The sequence below is a fragment of the Sandaracinaceae bacterium genome, assembly GCA_016706685.1.
GTDB lineage: Bacteria > Myxococcota_A > Polyangia > Polyangiales > Houyiibacteriaceae > JADJJE01.
Map to the genome: position 1 here is coordinate 40633 of JADJJE010000029.1, position 16542 is coordinate 57174.

A 16542-nucleotide genomic window follows, 5' to 3' on the forward strand; every position below is an offset into this window, starting at 1 on the left:
GCCGCTCCGCACGATGCGTTTGCCTCGGCCGCCTGCTAGAAGACCCGCCGTGCGCCCGCGTCTCCTGATGGTCATCGCCGAGGACTGGTACTTCTGGTCCCACAGGCTCCACATCGCTCAGGCAGCCCAGCGCGCGGGCTACGACGTCGGGCTCGCCACCGCGCAGGGTGACCTGCAGCCTCGGATCGAAGCCGAGGGCTTCCGCTATTTCCCCATTCGCCTCGATCGCGGCAGCACCAATCCGCTGGCCGAGGCGCGCTCGGTGGCCAGCGTGACCGCGGTGATGGTCCGTTTCCGCCCTGACGTGGTGCACCTGGTGGCCCACAAGCTGGTGCTCTACGGGTCCATCGCCGCCGCGCTCACGCGGGCGCCCGCGGTGGTCTGCGCGGTGGCCGGCATGGGCTACCTGTTCATGGGGGATGGGCTCAAGCGTCAGGTCCTGCGCGGCGTGGTGCAGCAGGCCTACGGGGGTCTCGTGAAGCGCGGTGGCCGCGTGAGCGTGATCCTGCAGAACCCCGACGACCAGCGCGAACTCGCCGCCGCCGGCATGATCGACCCGGCGCAGGTCACCATGATCTGCGGGTCGGGCGTGGACACCGAGCGCTTCGCGCCCGCGCCAGAGCCAGGCGGCGTGCCCATCGTCATGACGCACAGCCGCATGCTGGTGGACAAGGGCATCGGAGAGATCGCCGAGGCGGCCCGCATCTTGCGCGACCGAGGGGTGCCGGTGCGCTTCCGGTTGGTGGGAGACCCCGACGCGCAGAACCCCAGCACCATCCCGCCCGAGACGCTGCGTGCCTGGCACGACGAAGGCCTGGTAGAGCACCTGGGGCGCCGCGCAGACATCCCGGAGCAGCTCGCCGCCTGCCACATCGCCTGCTTGCCCAGCTATCGCGAGGGCGCGCCGCTGTCGCTGATCGAGGCCGCAGCGGCCGGCCGGCCCATCGTGAGCGCCGACGTGCCGGGCTGCCGCGAGATCGTGCGCGACGGAGACAACGGCTACTTGGTCCCCGTGCGCGATGGTCTCGCCCTGGCCATCGCCATCGAGAAGCTGGTCACGGACCCGGCGCTGCGTCAGCGCATGGGGCAGCGCAGCCGTGAGCGCGCCCTCGCGGAGTGGTCACGCGCGCACGTGGCCGAGGCCACGCTGCAGGTCTACGCCGCCCAGCTGGGGCGTCACCCGCGTGGGCGGAGCGCGCTGCGCAGGCTGTCCACCACGTAGCCCTGCTCGTCTTCGCGCAGGGCGGCAAAGATGGGGAGCGCCAGGCTGGTGGCCGCGGCTTCGTCGGCCACGGGGCACACGGCGCCAGCCGCCACATCCGCGAAGCAAACCTGCCGGTGCAGCGGGATGGGGTAGTAGATGGCCGTGCCGACGCCGGCCTGGGAGAGTGACCGCTGCACGTGATCACGCGTGACGCGGTCGGGAAAGCGCACCACGTACTGGTTGTAGGTGTGCTCCGGGTGGGCCGGCGGGAGACGCAGCTCGGACAGCGCTGCGAAGGCCTCGGCGTAGCGCGCGGCGTTCTGCCGCCGGCCAGCGAGCTCGGCCTCCACCAACGGCAGCTTCACGTGCAGCAGCGCGGCCTGGAGCGCGTCCAGGCGAAAGTTCCCGCCCACCACGGCGTGGTGGTACTTCGGCTCGCTGCCGTGCGCGCGCAGGATGCGCAGGCGCTCTGCCATGGCCGGGTCGCGCGTGGTGACCAGGCCGCCATCGCCGAAGCCACCCAGGTTCTTGCTGGGGAAGAACGAGTGCGCGCCGGCCGTCTCGATGCTGCCCACGGGGCGCCCGCCGTAGCGTGCCAAGAACGACTGCGCGGCGTCCTCGAGGATGGGTAGCTCGCCCGCCACGGAGCGCAGCCCCGCGAGATCCGCGGCCAGCCCGAAGAGGTGCACCGGGATGATGGCGCGCGTGCGCGCGGTGATCAGGCGTGAGACCTGAGCCGGGTCGAGGTTGAGCGTGTCCACGCACGAGTCGGCGAACACGGGCGTTCCGCCCAGGCGCGAGACCGCACCCGCCGTGGCGAAGAACGTGTAGCTGGGGACGATGACCTCGTCGCCGGGCCCGATGCCCAGCGCCATGAGCAGCATCAGGATGGCGTCCGAGCCGTTGGACACGCCGAGCGCGTGCGGCACCTCGAGCACGCGCTCGCAGTCCCGCTCGAACGCGCTGACGGCGGGGCCCAGGATGTATTCGCCGCTGCGCAGCACCTCGATGGCGCGGGCCTCGAGGCGCGCCTGCAGGTCCGCGGGGATGCGGGTGACGTCCAGGAGCGGGACCTTCACGCCTCGCCCTCGCCGCGCTCCGTGATGGCGCCCGGCTTCCAGTCGTCGTGCGCTCGCTCGCCGCGCGCCAGGTGTTCGGGCAAGGGGGCGTCCTCGTGAAGGTCCAGGCAGCGCACGCCGCTGGTCTCGTCCACGTAGCGCAGGCCCGACTCGGGGCACGTGGCATGGCCGCCCACGAAGTGGAGGCGGTGTCCGTGGCGGCTGACGTAGCCCACCACGCGGCCGGGCACGCCCACCACCAGCGCGTAGTCCGGCACGCTGCGGGACACCACGGCGCCGGCGCCCACGAAGCTGTAGCGCCCCAGCGTGACGCCACACACGATGGTGGCGTTGGCGCCCACCGAGCAGCCACGGCGCAGGAGCGTGGGCTCGTACAGGCTGCGCCGGTCCACCTGGGCGCGCGGGTTGGTCACGTTGGTGAGCACGCACGACGGGCCGAGGAACACCTCGTCTTCCACCACGGTGCCCGCGTAGAGCGAGACGTTGTTCTGGATCTTCACGCGGTCGCCCAGCTGCACGCCGCTGGCCACGAAGCAGTTCTGACCCAGGTTGCAGTCACGCCCGATGACCGCGCCGCTCATGATGTGGGAGAAGTGCCAGATGCGCGTGCCGGCGCCGATCTGGGCGGGCTCGTCCACGCACGCGCTGGGGTGCGCCACGTAGGCCGCGCCGCCGCTGCTCACGTGGGCTCGGCGACGAGCTGCGGGTGGGCGCGCTCGGGGAGAGGGGTGGTCAACTCCGCCGTCCGCAGGCGGTAGGACAGCTCGATGGAAGGGCGCGCGTCCTCGATGCCGAACCCCCGCCCCGCGAGCACCTCGCGGTACACCTCGCTGTGCAGGTCCGTGAAGCCGCCGGAGAACTCGATCTCTTCCCCGTCGAGCGTCAGCGTGCGGTGGGCGTGACCGCCCGCGTCACGCACGGCCAGGGGAAGGTCCGAGGTGCGCGTGGACAGCAGCCAGCGCACGTCGGCGTGCTCGAGCGCCAGGAAGCCACTCACCCGGTCGCGCTCGCGCTGGTGCACCTCGGCCTCGCGCGCGGCGCCGAACAGCCACACCATGAGGTCCATCAGGTGGATGCCGATGTTGGTGACCAGCCCGCCCGACTTGGCCTCGTCGCCCTTCCACGACACGTCGTACCAGCGCCCGCGGCGCGTGGCGTAGCTGAGCAGCACCTGGTGCCGGATGCCGCGCGCGGCGTCCTCGGTGAGGCGCGCCTTGAGCGCGATGAGCGAGGGCAGCAGGCGCAGCTGCAGCACCGTGTACACGCGCGAGCCGCTCTCACCCTCGATGACGCTGAGCTGGTCGAGGTTCCACGGGTTGATGACCAGCGGCTTCTCGCAGATGGCGTGCGCGCCGAGGCGCAGCGCCAGGCGGCAGTGCGCGTCGTGCAGGTAGTTGGGCGAGCACACGGACACGTACTGAACCGCCGAGGCCGACGACTCACGCCGGCGTTTCTCGAGGAAGCGGTCGAAGCGCTCCACCTCCGTGAAGAAGGCCGCGTCCGGGAAGTACTTGTCCATGATCCCGACCGAGTCGAAGGGATCACAGGCAGCCACCAGGGTTCCGCCGTTGTCGGCGATGGCCTTGAGGTGGCGGGGCGCGACGAAGCCGCCGATGCCCAGGAGCGCGAAGTTGGCTGTCATGCAGGCGGCAGGGTAGCGCGGAGGGTGGTGGCGGATGCTAGAGGATTCGAACCTCTGACCCCTGCCTTCGGAGGGCAGTGCTCTATCCAGCTGAGCTAAGCATCCCGGGTGCTCCGGCGAGCCGGACGGGCGACGTTCGTAACCGATGCACGCGCGGGTGGCAAGTCACGTGTCGCTCTCCGCTCAGCGCGGGTAGAGGAAGCTCGCCATCGCGCGCACCAGGTCGTCGGACAGCGTGCGCGCCTGGTGCTGCTGACCGCGCGCGCCGTTGATGATGACACTGAAGGCCAGCACCTGGCCGTTGTTGGGGCCCAGGACGTAGCCGCTCAGGCTGATGACGTCGTTCAGTGTGCCGGTCTTGGCGCGCACGATGCCACGCGCCGGCAGGTCGGACAGGCGCTGGTGCATGGTGCCGTCTTGGCCGGCGATGGCGAGGTGGGCCAGGTACTCGTCGCGCACCGCAGGGTTCATGTACACGTGGCGCATGATGGCCGTGAGGTGTGCCGGCGCGATGAGGTTGCCGTTGAAGAGGCCCGAACCGTTCACGATGGTGGCTTGGCCCGCAGGCACCCCCGCCTCGGCCAGCACGGCCTGCAGGATCTCGGCGCCGTGCGCGCTGGTCCCCGGGCGCCGGTCCTCCGCGCCCAGCACCTTCATGACGGTCTCGGCCACGAAGTTGTCGCTGTCCTTGCCCACGGCGTGCAGCAGCTGGCTCATGGTGGGCGAGTAGCGACTGGACAGCAGCGCCAGGCCCTCGGGCGGGCGCCCCTGCTGCACTCGCCGCGTGCCGCGGATGCCGGTGCGCTCGAGGGCCTCGGCCAGCGCGTGGCCGGCGTAGCCGATGGGGTCTTCCACCCGGCGGCGGAAGCTGGACGGCAGGCCACCCGCGGGCACGCTGCCCCGTAGGCGCAGGTTCATCTGGCCGTCGTCGCGCGCGCGCTGCACGGCCACCACGCGGGGCTCCCCGTCCGGCGCGGTGGTGACCTGCGAGTCCACCACGAAGTACCCCGCCGCTGCCAGGCGCACGCGCGCGGGCTCACCGGCCGTGGCCGCAGGCAGCACGTTGATGACGTAGGCGTTGCGCTCGATGGGGGCCGCCGAGATCGGCGCACGGAACGCCGCCGTCTCGTTGGGCTGCTGGTCGAACGCGGGCGGCAGGTGCTGGTCGTCGAAGTAGCTGTTGTCCACCACGATGTTGCGCACCGTGCGCACGCCGCGGTCCTGCAGGCGCTCGCACAGCTCCACCAGGTCGCTCATGCGTAGCGTGGGGTCGCCGAAGCCGCGCAGCACCAGCGTGTCCACCACGCCGTCCGTGACACGGCCGTAGAGCCCCGTCATCATCTGGTGCCCAGGTCCCAGCCGCAGCAGCGCCGCCGCCGCGGTCACCAGCTTCATGTTGCTGGCGGGGTTCCGCGCCACGCTGCCCCGATGGTCGAAGATCTGCCGCCCCGAAGTGACGTCCACCACGTGGACCCCAACGCCATCACCGAGGTTCGCTTCGCTGATGAGCGCGGCCAGGCGTCCGGCCAGCGCTTCGCCCTGCGCGCTGCCCGTGTCGTGGTTGAGGGTGGCGCAGAACAGCAGCACCAGCATCGCGACCCATCCGTGTCGGTAGAGCATGGGGGCGACGCTAGCAGGGATGGGGTGGGGTGGCATCTGCGGGGGGGGGGCAGGGGCGGCCAAGCTCTCGGGGCTTGGAGGCAGCAGTCCAGCTGGGGGACTGGAGTTGGGCACATTGGGCACCCCGGGTTGAAACCCGGGGCAGCATCCCAGGCATGGACACGGGCGGAAGTCCTCCCCCTGCGGAGGAGGACTGCGTTCACGAAGGCCAGCGGCCTTTCGGGTCCAAGCTCGACTGGTCCGGCGACCACCAGTGGAACGGGGTCGGTCTTGCCAGCCACGCAGTCCTCGCCCGGAGGGGGAGGACTTCCGCTCCTGACAGGGCGAGGGATGCTGCCCCGGGTTTCAACCCGGGGTGCCCATTGTCCTTGTTTTCAAGGAGGTTCGAGCGCCATCTTGGGCCTCTTGCTGCTCCTGTGCGGCTTGGCCGGCTGCGGCCAGCGCACCGACGCGAGCGCCGACGAGATCACGGACGACACCTTTGTGGTGCTGGTGGACCGCGACGTGGAGCAGCTGGACCCGCGCTTCGTGTCGGACCCCAACGGCCTGCGCGTCTCACGCTTGATCTTCGCGTCGCTGGTCACGATTGATCCGCAGACGCTCGAGCCGATCATGGACCTGGCCGAGGGGATCGAGCTCGAGACCCCCACGCGCTACGTGGTCACGCTGCGGCCTGGGCTGCTGTTTGCCGATGGGAGCGCGCTCGACGCGAATGACGTGGTGGCCACCTACGAGAGCGTGGTGGACCCCGTGCTCCAGGCGCGGCACGGGCACGCCTACACGCGCATCACCGGCATGCTGAAGCGGGATGCGCGCACGGTGGTATTCGAGCTGAACGCGCCGCATGCCACGTTCCTGACGGACCTCGAGCTGCCCATCATCCGGGCGGAAGACCGGGCGCGCCGGGTGGGTGACGTGGACGGTGAGCCGGCTGTGGGCGCGGGGCCGTACCAAGTGGTGGAGCGCGTTCCGGGACGCCTCACGCTGCGGGCCAACCCGCACTGGTACCGGGGGCGCGTGGCCCGTGAACGCGTGCGCTTCGTGACGGTGCGCGACGACAACACGCGCGCGCTTAGGCTCCGGGCGGGCGCGGCGGATCTGGCGCAGGGGGTCATCCCGCCCATCCTGCTGCCGCTGCTGGAGGATCAAGCGGACTACGAGGTGCGTCGTGCGCCCGGCATCGGCACCGCGTACCTGGGCTTTCACACTGGGCATGTGGCCCTTCGCGACGTGCGTGTGCGGCGCGCGCTGGCCCACGCCACGGACCGTGCGGCCTTGATCCGCACCGAACTCGAGGGCTATGCGCAGCCCGCCAACAGCTTCATCCCCGAGGCGCACTGGGCCACCACCGTGGGCCTCCCGGAGTACGACTTCAACGCCGAGCGCGCCCGAGAGCTCCTGCGTGAAGCGGGGTTCCCCGATCCAGCTCCCGGCGAAGCTCGCCTCCGCTTGACCCTGCGCACTGGCTCGGACCGCTCGCGCGTGAGCATCGCGCGGGCCATCGCAGCCATGTGGCGCGAGGTGGGTGTGGAGCTCGAGGTGCGCCCCAGCGAGACGGCCACGCTCATCGCCGACCTCGACCGCGGCCGCTTCGAGGTGTGCATGCTGCAGCTCCCCGAGGTCATCGAACCGCACGTGCTCAGCTGGTTCTTCGGCAGCCAGCACATCCCGCGTGAGGGGCACCCGGGGGCGAACCGCTGGCGCTTCCGGTCGGCGGGGCTGGACGCTGCCTTGGAACGCGGGCGCGTGAGCGTGGTGCGCAGCGAGCGGCAGGCGGCGTATGCCGAGGCTTCACGCGTCCTGGCGAGCGAGCTGCCGGCGTTCCCGCTCTGGCACGAGGACGTGGTGGCGGTGGTGCGGCGGGGCTCCGAGTACCAGGTGCCGCGCGATGGACGCTTTGGTGGGCTCGCCCGCTGAAGGGTTGGGCAACAGGGTCGGGCGCGCGAGCGCGGCGTCCTTCGCACGCGCAACCGGGTCACAGAGTCTCGGTGGCGAGCGTCGATCCGTACATTGCGTTGATGACGAACTGGGGGGCGCACGATCGCGGACGAAGCCCGGCACGTGGTACAGAACGTTCTGCCGCCGGTCCCCCGTCCGGCAGTGGGACATCAATGCTCTAGGTTCCGCGGCCAGTGCGTTGGCCGCTCACCTACCAACGCCATCAGCCGAACGCCGCAATCAAATGATTCGTGGTACACCTGCGCAGCGTTGCAAGACGGAAAGAAGGCGGAAGGCGGCGAGGGTGAGCGAGAAGAAGTTGGACATCGACCCTCACGTCGAGGCGGCCTTCCAGGAGCTGGGAGTTCGCGACCCGGCTTGGTCCGCCAAGGCCCATGCGCGAGGAGACGCAATCCTCGCGAGGACCGTGTTTGCACGCTCTCTGTGGGACGAGATCGCGATGGACGGCTCCGACAGCTGGCGAAAGACCCTGGGGTGGCCTCACATCATCGGCGCGATCGAGAAATTGCTCGAGGGCGCGGGGAGCGAAGCGGACCTGGCTGTGGTGCTGCGGCAAGCCTCGGTCAATACCCTGATGAGCTTCGTGTCGGTGCTCGACCGAGGTGAAGCCGTGGAGCGCCGGTATGGTGAGATCGCGAGTCGCGCGCGGTGGGGTCTCTTCGAGGTCGACGAGGAAGGTGAGCCGCTCCGACCGCTCGAATCGTGGCAGGGGCTCGTGAGAAATCTCGACCCTTCCGGGCGCATGGCCGAGCCTCCCGGCGCCAGCCCGAAGACAGCGGGTTCTGCGCCAACGCGCCCGCCTCGCGCGGCCGCGGCGAAGATCGGGAAGAAGTCTCCCTCGACCAACGCGGCGACGGGAAAGCAGACCAGCTCCAAGGGCGCACGGAGCAAGCCAAGAAAATAGCTCGGCATCGAGCCCATTCGGCCAGCGTGCTGGCTCGAGTGGCTCGGCATTGCCCGCACAGGGACGCGTGATGTCGATTTCGTAGGCAGCGCGCTCCGATTACGCTAAGTCAAGGCGCACCGACTACTATTTCGTCATCGGAGGTCCCATGGAGGCGATCATTGCTTCCCCCGCCGACCTGGGCCGGCTCGTGAGACACATCAGAGAGTCCCACGGGATCACGCAGCGAGACCTCGCCGCGCGGCTGGGGGTGAGCCAGCGCTGGCTGTCCGAGCTCGAGACTGGCAAGGGCAAGCAGATCAACGAGCGCTACTTCGCGGTGCTCGACTCGCTCGGCATCCACTTGAGGGCCACGGTGTCTGCTGACTGAGCCGTTGCTCGTCCGCCTGTCGGGAAGAGCTGGGTGAGCTCCTCCCGAACGCCACCATGCGCTGGGGGTCGCGTCGAATGACCTCGTCGGGCTCCTCGCGGAGGTGGGCGCCGATGTCCGTGGCAGCGTGACCATCGGGGAGCCGCGACTTCCGCGCGACCCCATCGTGATCGACGAGACCGAGTACGACCGCATCCTCGAGCGCGCGGCCGGATACATCCGAGGCAGCACTGTGGGGGGAGGCGGCTGCTCAGCGACGGGGGTTCAGCCGAAGGTCGCGCTCACCTGGGATCCGCGCGCGGAGCACTGGTGGGTGGGGCGCGGGAGCACGCCGTCCACGCACTTGCTCAAGCCCGTGCCGAACGAACACTCGCCTCGCGTGCGAGCGGAAGCGTACCTCAACGACGTGGCCAGGGCGCTGGGGCTGTCCGCGCACGATGCCCGGATCGAGGCCGCGGGGGAGCGCACCGTGCCGCAGGTGCTGTTCACACGTGGCGAGAGCGACCCGCTCGCCATGCGCGTGGGCGGTGAGTTCGCGCCGGGCTTGGTCACCGTCGAGCACCTCGTCCGCGAAGCCGAGGGCTGGGGGATGCAGCGTGGTCGAGCGATGAGCGTGGTCGACGATACGTTGCGCGGCCTCGTCACCGCAGTGGAGTCGCTCGGCGAGCGGCATGGGGTCTCGGCCGGGTTGCCGGGGTTCCTCCTCGAGCAGACCGGCAACCTGCGTCGCGGGGATCGGGCGTGGACGAGGCCGCTCCCACCGGCGATAGCGTTCAGCTGAAAGAGGTACCTCGCGCTGCCCCTGTTCCCGGCCTCCTCAGCTGGCGGGTACGGCCTTGCCGCCCTTCGCCTCCGCCCGCTTGTATGGCTCGCGCGCGCAGACTCGGTCGCGCCACGCCTTCATGTGCGGGTACGTCCCGGCGCCGCGGCTCAGGCCGGCTTCCACGGGGTAGAACATCTGCATGTCGGCCATGCTGAAGTGGTCTCCCGCAAAGTAGGGGCGGCTCGCCAGGGTGTTTTCGATGAAGCCCAAGTGCAGGTCCAGCGCGGGGCCCGAGTAGCTCTCGGTCAGCTTGCTCGCGATGCCCCGCGCGACGGGCTTGATGAAGAAGGGCATGGGGGCGACGCGCAGCTTGTTCAAGATCAGCTGCACCAGCAGCGGTGGCATCACGGACCCTTCGGCGTAGTGCATGAAGAAGCGATACTCGAGCTTCTCCGCGTCGCTCGCCGGACCGAGCTTGCCCTCGCGCTCGGCGAAGTACTCCATGATGGCGCCGGACTCGGCCAGCACCACGTCGTCCACGGCGACCATGGGGAACCGCCCTAGCGGGTGAACCGAGCGCGCTTCATCCGGGGCGCGGAAGTCCTTGTTCCGTTCCCACTGCTGGATGGCGTAGTCGAGCCCCAGCTCTTCCAGCATCCAGAGCACACGCAGCGAGCGGGAGTAGTTCAAGTGGTGAACGGTGATGGTCATGAGCGGCACCGTACCACCCGCAACGGTCCTCCTCCGGGGCGAGCAGACCACGTGCGGTGGGAGCCGTTGGCCAGCGAACGACGAGGCGCGGTGGGCCCAGGGCATCCGACCGCACGCAGCATTCTCGATGACCGTGGTGGTGGATATGTGCAATCCTAGCGGTCGGTTTGCGTGTTCCCACCCAAGAGCTTTGCCCCCCGATGACCACTCGACGCCAATCTCAACTCTCTGCCCTGTTCATGTGCGCGTTCGCGCTGTCCCCCGTGGCTTGCGGTGGCTCGGGCGGCGGACCCACCCCCGAGCTGATCGTGGAGGTGGACGGCGTTGACCGCACCACGGAGGTGGGGGCGCAGGCGCGCGTCACGGTGGCGCTCAGCGCGCGTCCGCGGCGTCCCGTGATGGTCCCGGTCGCGAGCTCCGACACGACGGAGGGGAGCGTCTCCGTCCCGACCTTGACGTTCACGCGGGACAACTGGAACGCGCCGCAGACCGTGGTGGTCTCGGGCGAGGACGACTCGGTCGTCGACGGCGACCAGACGTACACCATCGCCTTCGGCCCCTCCAGCTCCGGTGACGCCGACTTCGAGGGCTTGAGCGGCAGCGCTGCGTTGACCAACACGGACGACGAGTCGGCGGGACTCACGCTCTCGGCGATCAGCGGCGACTCGCGGGAAGACGGCACGCAGGCCTCGTTCACGGTGGTGCTCAATGCGCCGCCCGCCAGCGACGTCACGGTGACGCTGGCCAGCGACGACGCCACGGAAGGCACCATTGCTCCTGCCACGTTGACCTTCACCACGGCCAACTGGAACGCACCCCAGACGGTCCTCATCACCGGAGTCGACGACGCGGACATCGATGGAGACCAGGTGTTCCACGTCGGCGTCACGGGCGTGTCCAGCACGGCGCCGGGCTACATGGGCCTCGTGGTGTCGGAGCGTGTCACCGTCACGAACGTGGACGACGACATGCCCGGCTTCCTGGTGAGCGCCGTCACCGGCAACACCCGCGAAGACGGAACGCCGGCTTCTTTCACCGTGGCGCTCACGTTCCCGCCGACCGCCGACGTGACCATCAACTTCATGTCCGACGACTCGAGCGAGGGCGTGGCGACCGAGTCGTCGCTGACCTTCACGCCGGTCAACTGGAATGCGCCCCAGCAGATCTCGGTGGCGGGCGCGAACGACGACATCGAAGACGGTGACCAGCCGTTCAACGTCGTGTTCAGCGCGACGACATCGGCGGACTCGGTGTATGCGGCGCTGCGCCCCGAGACGGTGGCGCTGACCAACGAGGACGACGACACGCTGGCCATCTTGGTCACCGCGCCCACGGCGGACACGACCGAAGCGGGGGGGACGGCCACCTTCAGCGTGCGCCTCGGAACCATTCCGTCTGCGGACGTCACGGTGAACTTTGCGACGAGCGATGCGAGCGAAGGGTCGACCGACGTCACCTCGCTCACGTTCACCACGGCCAACTTCGGCGTCGCACAGACGGTCGTCATCACGGGCCAGGGCGATGACATCGACGATGGCGACCAGCCGTACGCCGTCGCGTTCGGTGCGACGACGAGCGATGACGCCGCATATGCAGCCATCACCCCCGCCGACCTGATGCTCACCAACGAGGACGACGACAGCGCGGACATCAACGTCACCGTGAACGATGACACCAGCGAGGAGACCGGGGACACGGCGGAATTCAGCGTGGTGCTCGCTTCGGAGCCCGAAGCCGACGTGACGCTGACCTTCGACACCACCGACAGCTCCGAGGGCACTCCGAGCACCACCTCCATCACGTTCACCGCGGGAGACTGGGATGTGGCTCAGGTGGTCACCATCACCGGTCAGAACGATGACGTGGTCGACGGGAACCAACCGTTCCGCGTCGACTTCGCGGCCGTCACCAGCGGCGACGCCGTGTACGCCGCCATCGCCGTAGCCAACCTGGACTTCACCAACGACGACGACGACATGGCTGGCATCAACGTGAGCGACGCCTCCAGTGACACCACTGAAGGGGGCGGCACGGCCACCTTCACCATCGTCCTGAACTCGGAGCCCACCGCCGACGTCACGCTCACCTTCGACTCGGACGATGCGCTCGAAGGGACGCTGGACATCACCTCCGTCACCTTCACGCCGGCGGACTGGGACTTGCCCCGCACGGTCACGGTCACCGGACAGGCAGACGGAATGGTCGACGGAAACGCCGTGTACGGCATCGACTTCGACGCCTCCACGAGCGCCGATCCGCTCTACGCAGGCATCACACCCACCAGCGTGGCGCTCACGAACCTCGAGACTCTGGTGTTCGCCTTCACCGGTGCGCCTCAGACCTTCGTCGTCCCGAACGTCACGTCCCTGCACGTCATCGTCGACGGCGCACAGGGGGGAGCCAACTGGGTCGACAACGTCAACTTCGGTGGTCGCACCGAGGCCACGATCGCAGTGACGCCGGGCGAGACGCTGACCGTCTTCGTGGGCGAGCAGCCGACGTCCCTCGCAGGCGGCTTCAACGGTGGCGGCGCGGGCGAGACGGGCGGTCGGGGCGGCGGTGGCGCCAGCGACATCCGCCGCGGTGGGATCGCGCTCACCGACCGGGTCGTGGTCGCGGGTGGCGGCGGTGGCGCGGGTTTCTGGTCCAACCTGCACGTCATTGGCGGGGTGGGCGGAGGCCTCCAGGGGGCTGATGGATCGCGCAATGGCACGGACCCCGGCGGAGTCGGCGCGACGCAATCCGCTCCAGGGCCGTATGGGACGTGCGCCTCATTGATGAACCCGGTCACGGCGGGCGCCTTCGGTGTGGGCGGCGCGCCCTCGGGCTGCGGGTGCGAGGGCTACGGCGGCGGTGGTGGCTGGTACGGCGGCGCAGGCAGCGGCAACTGTCGCGGCGGCGGCGGCGGCAGTGGCTACGTGGACCCCGTGGGCTCGACCAACGTGGTCCTGACCGCGGGTGGCGCCGCGCCCGGCAACGGCTCCGTGACCATTCGCTACGAGTAGCGCGTCCAGCGCCTGCTTCGGTGAGACCCATGGCGTGTCCCGGAGGTAACACGGGAGCGCCACGGGCTCGCGCATCCTGAGCCACGCTGTGAAGGAGCTCGCGGCCATGCCCGCCGGCACCAAGGCCATCGTCAGTATCTGCGCCGACGGCGGGCAGGGCAGCGTGGCGCTGCTCGAAGCCGTGTAGCGTGAGCGAGCGACGCACGGTGCGCGTTAAGCCGCGCTGCCCGCCGCCGCTGCGAGCGCGGCGCGCTGTTCCTCGTCGATGGGCACCGTGAACCGCGTCAAGAATTCCTCGCCCCGAGCGGCGTAGGTCCGCAGCTGGTCTTCCATGCCCTTCTCGTTCCACGGCGGGATCTTCGTCATTTCCGTCACGACGACGGGTGTGCTCTTCGTGAACGCGACGTTCCACAGCGATCCAGCGCTCGCCGTGACGGCGCGTTTCGTGTGGATGATCAGCCCGAGCTTCCCTTCCTGGAGGGCGGCCCATGCACGCTCGAAGCGCGCGAGTCCCGCGTCGAGAGCGCCGCTCACCTGCGAGGGGAACACCGTGGGTGCGTCTGGCTCGCGATCAGCGAGGTACCTATCGAGCGTGCTGTCGAACCGGTCCTCCGGCAGGCGCTCGCGAGCCTCGATGGAATCGTCCGCCAGCGTGACGATCTCCACGCCGTCCAGCGCACGATGGAGCCAGTGCACGAAGCGGCCGTCGTCACCGATGCGGACCGCTGTGCCCATGGTCTGCAACGCCTCGCGCAGACGCGCGCGATGGGCGATCCGCGCGTCCCTGGCCGCGAGGACGCTTGCGGGCACCGTCGCGATCGCGACGAACTGTTCGGGCTCCCACGGCGGCGCGCAGCGTGAACGAAGGAGCTCGCCCAGGTACGGCGCTGCCACCAAGCTGAGCTCCGTGAGCGCGTCCCCCGCACCGAAGCACAGGTAGTGAACAGCGCCGCTGCCGGCTGGCAGCACCCACACGTCCACGGGACCCAAGCGCGGGCGCGGCACCGACAGCGCGTGGGTCTCGGCGGTGAGGGCAGCTTGCACGGTGTTCAGGTCGAGCGGCATGAGACTTGGGCGAGTATGAGGGGTGGGGTCGCCAGCGTGTCAATGGTCGCGCTCGGGATGGCTACGCCCGCGCCCGAGCGGGCAGGTCCAAGGGCTCCACCTTGATCCACTCGATCGTCCGCGCCAGCGCCTCCTTCGGCGACACCCACGGCGTGTACCCCAAGTCGCGCTCGGCCTGCGCGTTGGTGAAGTAGAAGTCCTTGCACAGGATGTAGAGGTGGAAGCGGTGGAAGGGCACGTCCACGCCCAGCACGCGGTGCACCAGCTCCATGCCGCGGGCCACCAGCTCGACGCCCATGTAGGGGAGGCGCAGCTTGGGCAGCGAGACGCCGCGCGCCGCCGCGTAAGGCCGGATGAACTCGAAGTAGTTGATGGCGTTGCCCTCGCCCACGAAGTACGCCTTGCCGCCCACGCTCTCGCGCGTGCTGGGGTCGTGCAGGCGCGAGGCCGCGAGGAGGTGCCCGTGCACCACGTTGTCCACGTAGACCACGTCGAACAGCGCGCTCCCGTCCCCCATCAGGAAGGGCACCTTGCCACTGGCCAGCTCCGTGATGCTCACCTTGATGGCGTGCGGATCGTGCGGCCCGTAGATGTGCACGGGCCGAATGGCGCAGGTGGACAGCCCGCGCTTGCCGTGTGCCTGGCGCACCACACGCTCGCCCTCGATCTTGGTGCGCACGTAGTCGTGCACCAGCACGTCGGGGTAGGGGAGGCTCTCGTCGCCGTTCGTCACGCCGTTCTTGGTGAGCACCACGTCTTCCGAGCTGGTGTAGACCAAGAAGGGCACGCCCAGCTCCTGCGCCACCTCCACCACGTTGCGGGTGCCCTCCACGTTCACGGCGTCGATCAGCGGGTTCTTCTTGAGCCCCACGTCCACCAGCGAGGCCAGATGGAACACGGTGTGTGCCCCCGCGATGGCCTTGCGCAGGTCCTCGCGCGAGCGGATGTCGCCCACCGCGCTCGTGACGCGTGACGGGTCGGAGGGCGCCTGGCGCGGGGCGAAGGGTGCGGTGTCGAACACGTGCACGGTCTCGAAGCGCGGCCAGCCTGCGGGCGCGTCGGGCACGTCGCCCAACAAGCACGCGACGAGTCGCTGTCCGAGAAAACCGGCGCCGCCGATGACGACGGCCTTCTGGGGGGAGGAGGCGGTGGGCTGGGTCACGACGGGACTTATACGCCAATGCACGCGCACGAATCCATGGGCGTGGTCTCGCCCCCGCGCCTACGATGGCGCCGTGAACGAACCTCGTCCCGCTGCCTCCCGTGGGCGCCGCGCGCTGCGCGTCTTTCTCGGCATCCTGCTGCTCCTCGTGGTCCTCCTGGCCAGCGGCATCCGCCGCGATGTGCCCATGAGCGAGCTGCTCCCCCTGTACGCGTCGGACGCCTCGCGGTTCGTGGATATCGAGGGCATGCAGGTGCACTACCGCGACGAAGGCTCGGGCCCGCCGCTGCTGCTGATCCACGGCACGTCGTCGTCGCTCCACACGTGGGACGCGTGGACCGAGGCCCTCACGTCGCACCGGCGCGTGGTGCGCCTCGACCTGCCGGGCTTCGGGCTCACGGGCCCGGCGCCGGACCGGGATTACCGCGCGGCCCGCTTTGCTCGCGTGGCGGCGGCGCTGCTCGACCACCTGCAGATCCCGCAGGCCGACGTGGCCGGCAACTCGCTGGGCGGGCGTGTGGCGGTGGAGCTTGCGCTCGCGCACCCCGACAAGGTGCGCCGCCTGGTGCTGGTGGACGCCGCAGGCCTCTCGGGCCAATCCCCGCCGCCCATCTTCCGCCTGGCGCAGACGCCCGTGGCCAACCAGCTGCTCACCGTCATCTCGCCGCGTGTCCTGGTGCGCGCCAACGTGGAGCAGGTGTACGGCGACCCCAGCCGCGTGACCGAGGCGTTGGTGGACCGCTATCACGCCGTGCTGCTGCGCGAGGGCAACCGGCAGGCGTTGGTGGACCGCTTCACCGGGCCGCGCGACCCGGACCTGGACGACCGGCTGGACGAGATCCGCGTGCCCACGCTGCTGCAGTGGGGTGCGCGCGACGTGTGGATCCCGCTCGAGTTCGGGCGGCGCTTCGAGCGTGGCATCGCGGGCGCCGAGCTGCGCGTCTACGACCAGCTGGGCCACGTGCCCATGGAGGAGGACCCCGACGCCACGGTGCGCGACGCCGACGCGTTCTTGAGCCGCGAGTGAGCGGCGCGCCGGCCCGTCCTCGTAACGCAGC

General features: G+C 69.8%; 14 protein-coding genes, 1 tRNA gene and 1 pseudogene. 8 read left to right on the plus strand and 8 right to left on the minus strand.

Going from position 1 to position 16542, the window contains the following annotated elements; all coding sequences use genetic code 11:
* Positions 1-49: 49 nt before the first annotated feature.
* Positions 50-1222, plus strand: a complete 1173-nt coding sequence (locus tag IPI43_26800) for a glycosyltransferase family 4 protein (protein ID MBK7777687.1) — start codon at positions 50-52, stop codon at positions 1220-1222.
* Here the strand turns inward: IPI43_26800 and IPI43_26805 are convergent.
* The 5 genes from IPI43_26805 to dacB all read right to left on the minus strand — a co-directional run bounded on the left by IPI43_26805 (position 1177) and on the right by dacB (position 5545).
* Positions 1177-2283, minus strand: a complete 1107-nt coding sequence (locus IPI43_26805) for a DegT/DnrJ/EryC1/StrS family aminotransferase (GenBank protein MBK7777688.1) — start codon at positions 2281-2283, stop codon at positions 1177-1179. The two genes, IPI43_26800 and IPI43_26805, sit on opposite strands and share 46 nt — an antisense overlap.
* Positions 2280-2864 carry an N-acetyltransferase gene (locus IPI43_26810; GenBank protein MBK7777689.1) on the minus strand — a complete coding sequence of 195 codons (585 nt, stop codon included), beginning with the start codon at positions 2862-2864 and terminating at the stop codon, positions 2280-2282. The genes IPI43_26805 and IPI43_26810 overlap by 4 nt, the downstream gene beginning before the upstream one ends.
* Before the next feature lie 98 nt (positions 2865-2962).
* Positions 2963-3925 carry a Gfo/Idh/MocA family oxidoreductase gene (locus tag IPI43_26815; protein ID MBK7777690.1) on the minus strand — a complete coding sequence of 321 codons (963 nt, stop codon included), beginning with the start codon at positions 3923-3925 and terminating at the stop codon, positions 2963-2965.
* Positions 3926-3953: 28 nt separating this feature from the next.
* A tRNA-Arg gene (locus tag IPI43_26820) sits at positions 3954-4030 on the minus strand.
* A 78-nt stretch (positions 4031-4108) separates the two neighbouring features.
* On the minus strand, positions 4109-5545 hold the full coding sequence (gene dacB, locus IPI43_26825; GenBank protein MBK7777691.1) for a D-alanyl-D-alanine carboxypeptidase/D-alanyl-D-alanine-endopeptidase: 1437 nt from the start codon (positions 5543-5545) through the stop codon (positions 4109-4111).
* A 396-nt stretch (positions 5546-5941) separates the two neighbouring features.
* On the opposite strand from dacB, the gene IPI43_26830 reads away from it, so the two are divergent.
* The 4 genes from IPI43_26830 (at position 5942) to IPI43_26845 (ending at position 9559) form a co-directional block, all read left to right on the plus strand.
* Positions 5942-7462: an ABC transporter substrate-binding protein gene (locus tag IPI43_26830; GenBank protein MBK7777692.1), complete on the plus strand. Its 1521-nt coding sequence runs from the start codon at positions 5942-5944 to the stop codon at positions 7460-7462.
* A 325-nt stretch (positions 7463-7787) separates the two neighbouring features.
* Positions 7788-8408 (plus strand): hypothetical protein, encoded by a 621-nt coding sequence (locus tag IPI43_26835; GenBank protein ID MBK7777693.1) that lies wholly within the window; start codon positions 7788-7790, stop codon positions 8406-8408.
* Between the two features lie 190 nt (positions 8409-8598).
* A complete protein-coding gene (locus IPI43_26840) occupies positions 8599-8778 on the plus strand; it encodes a helix-turn-helix transcriptional regulator (protein MBK7777694.1) in 180 nt (59 codons plus the stop codon).
* Between the two features lie 103 nt (positions 8779-8881).
* Complete coding sequence (locus tag IPI43_26845) at positions 8882-9559, plus strand: HipA domain-containing protein (protein ID MBK7777695.1); 678 nt, start codon at positions 8882-8884, stop codon at positions 9557-9559.
* A 36-nt stretch (positions 9560-9595) separates the two neighbouring features.
* Here the strand turns inward: IPI43_26845 and IPI43_26850 are convergent, their stop codons facing one another.
* The gene (locus IPI43_26850) at positions 9596-10252 is read right to left on the minus strand and encodes a glutathione S-transferase (protein ID MBK7777696.1); all 657 of its coding nucleotides are present in this window, start codon (positions 10250-10252) and stop codon (positions 9596-9598) included.
* A 200-nt stretch (positions 10253-10452) separates the two neighbouring features.
* Between IPI43_26850 and IPI43_26855 the strand changes: the two genes are divergently transcribed.
* Together IPI43_26855 and IPI43_26860 are read left to right on the plus strand one after the other, a co-directional pair.
* Positions 10453-13257, plus strand: coding sequence for a hypothetical protein (locus IPI43_26855; protein ID MBK7777697.1), 2805 nt, complete (start codon positions 10453-10455; stop codon positions 13255-13257).
* 58 nt (positions 13258-13315) lie between these two features.
* Positions 13316-13444, plus strand: a pseudogene (locus IPI43_26860) (acetyl-CoA C-acyltransferase).
* A 26-nt stretch (positions 13445-13470) separates the two neighbouring features.
* Here IPI43_26860 and IPI43_26865 read toward each other — a convergent pair.
* Both IPI43_26865 and IPI43_26870 read right to left on the minus strand, forming a co-directional pair.
* Positions 13471-14151 carry a hypothetical protein gene (locus tag IPI43_26865; GenBank protein ID MBK7777698.1) on the minus strand — a complete coding sequence of 227 codons (681 nt, stop codon included), beginning with the start codon at positions 14149-14151 and terminating at the stop codon, positions 13471-13473.
* A gap of 232 nt (positions 14152-14383) precedes the next feature.
* A complete protein-coding gene (locus tag IPI43_26870) occupies positions 14384-15484 on the minus strand; it encodes an NAD-dependent epimerase/dehydratase family protein (GenBank protein ID MBK7777699.1) in 1101 nt (366 codons plus the stop codon).
* On the opposite strand from IPI43_26870, the gene IPI43_26875 reads away from it, so the two are divergent.
* A complete protein-coding gene (locus IPI43_26875) occupies positions 15441-16511 on the plus strand; it encodes an alpha/beta hydrolase (GenBank protein MBK7777700.1) in 1071 nt (356 codons plus the stop codon). The two genes, IPI43_26870 and IPI43_26875, sit on opposite strands and share 44 nt — an antisense overlap.
* The last annotated feature ends 31 nt before the right edge of the window (positions 16512-16542 follow it).

Excerpts from the sequence above, each read along its gene's own strand:
- IPI43_26810 (MBK7777689.1), bottom strand. The coding sequence starts at position 2,864 with ATGAGCGGCGCGGTCATCGGGCGTGACTGCAACCTGGGTCAGAACTGC.
- IPI43_26815 (MBK7777690.1), bottom strand. The coding sequence starts at position 3,925 with ATGACAGCCAACTTCGCGCTCCTGGGCATCGGCGGCTTCGTCGCGCCC.
- dacB (MBK7777691.1), bottom strand. The coding sequence starts at position 5,545 with ATGCTCTACCGACACGGATGGGTCGCGATGCTGGTGCTGCTGTTCTGC.
- IPI43_26850 (MBK7777696.1), bottom strand. The coding sequence starts at position 10,252 with ATGACCATCACCGTTCACCACTTGAACTACTCCCGCTCGCTGCGTGTG.
- IPI43_26855 (MBK7777697.1), top strand. The coding sequence starts at position 10,453 with ATGACCACTCGACGCCAATCTCAACTCTCTGCCCTGTTCATGTGCGCG.
- IPI43_26875 (MBK7777700.1), top strand. The coding sequence starts at position 15,441 with ATGACGACGGCCTTCTGGGGGGAGGAGGCGGTGGGCTGGGTCACGACG.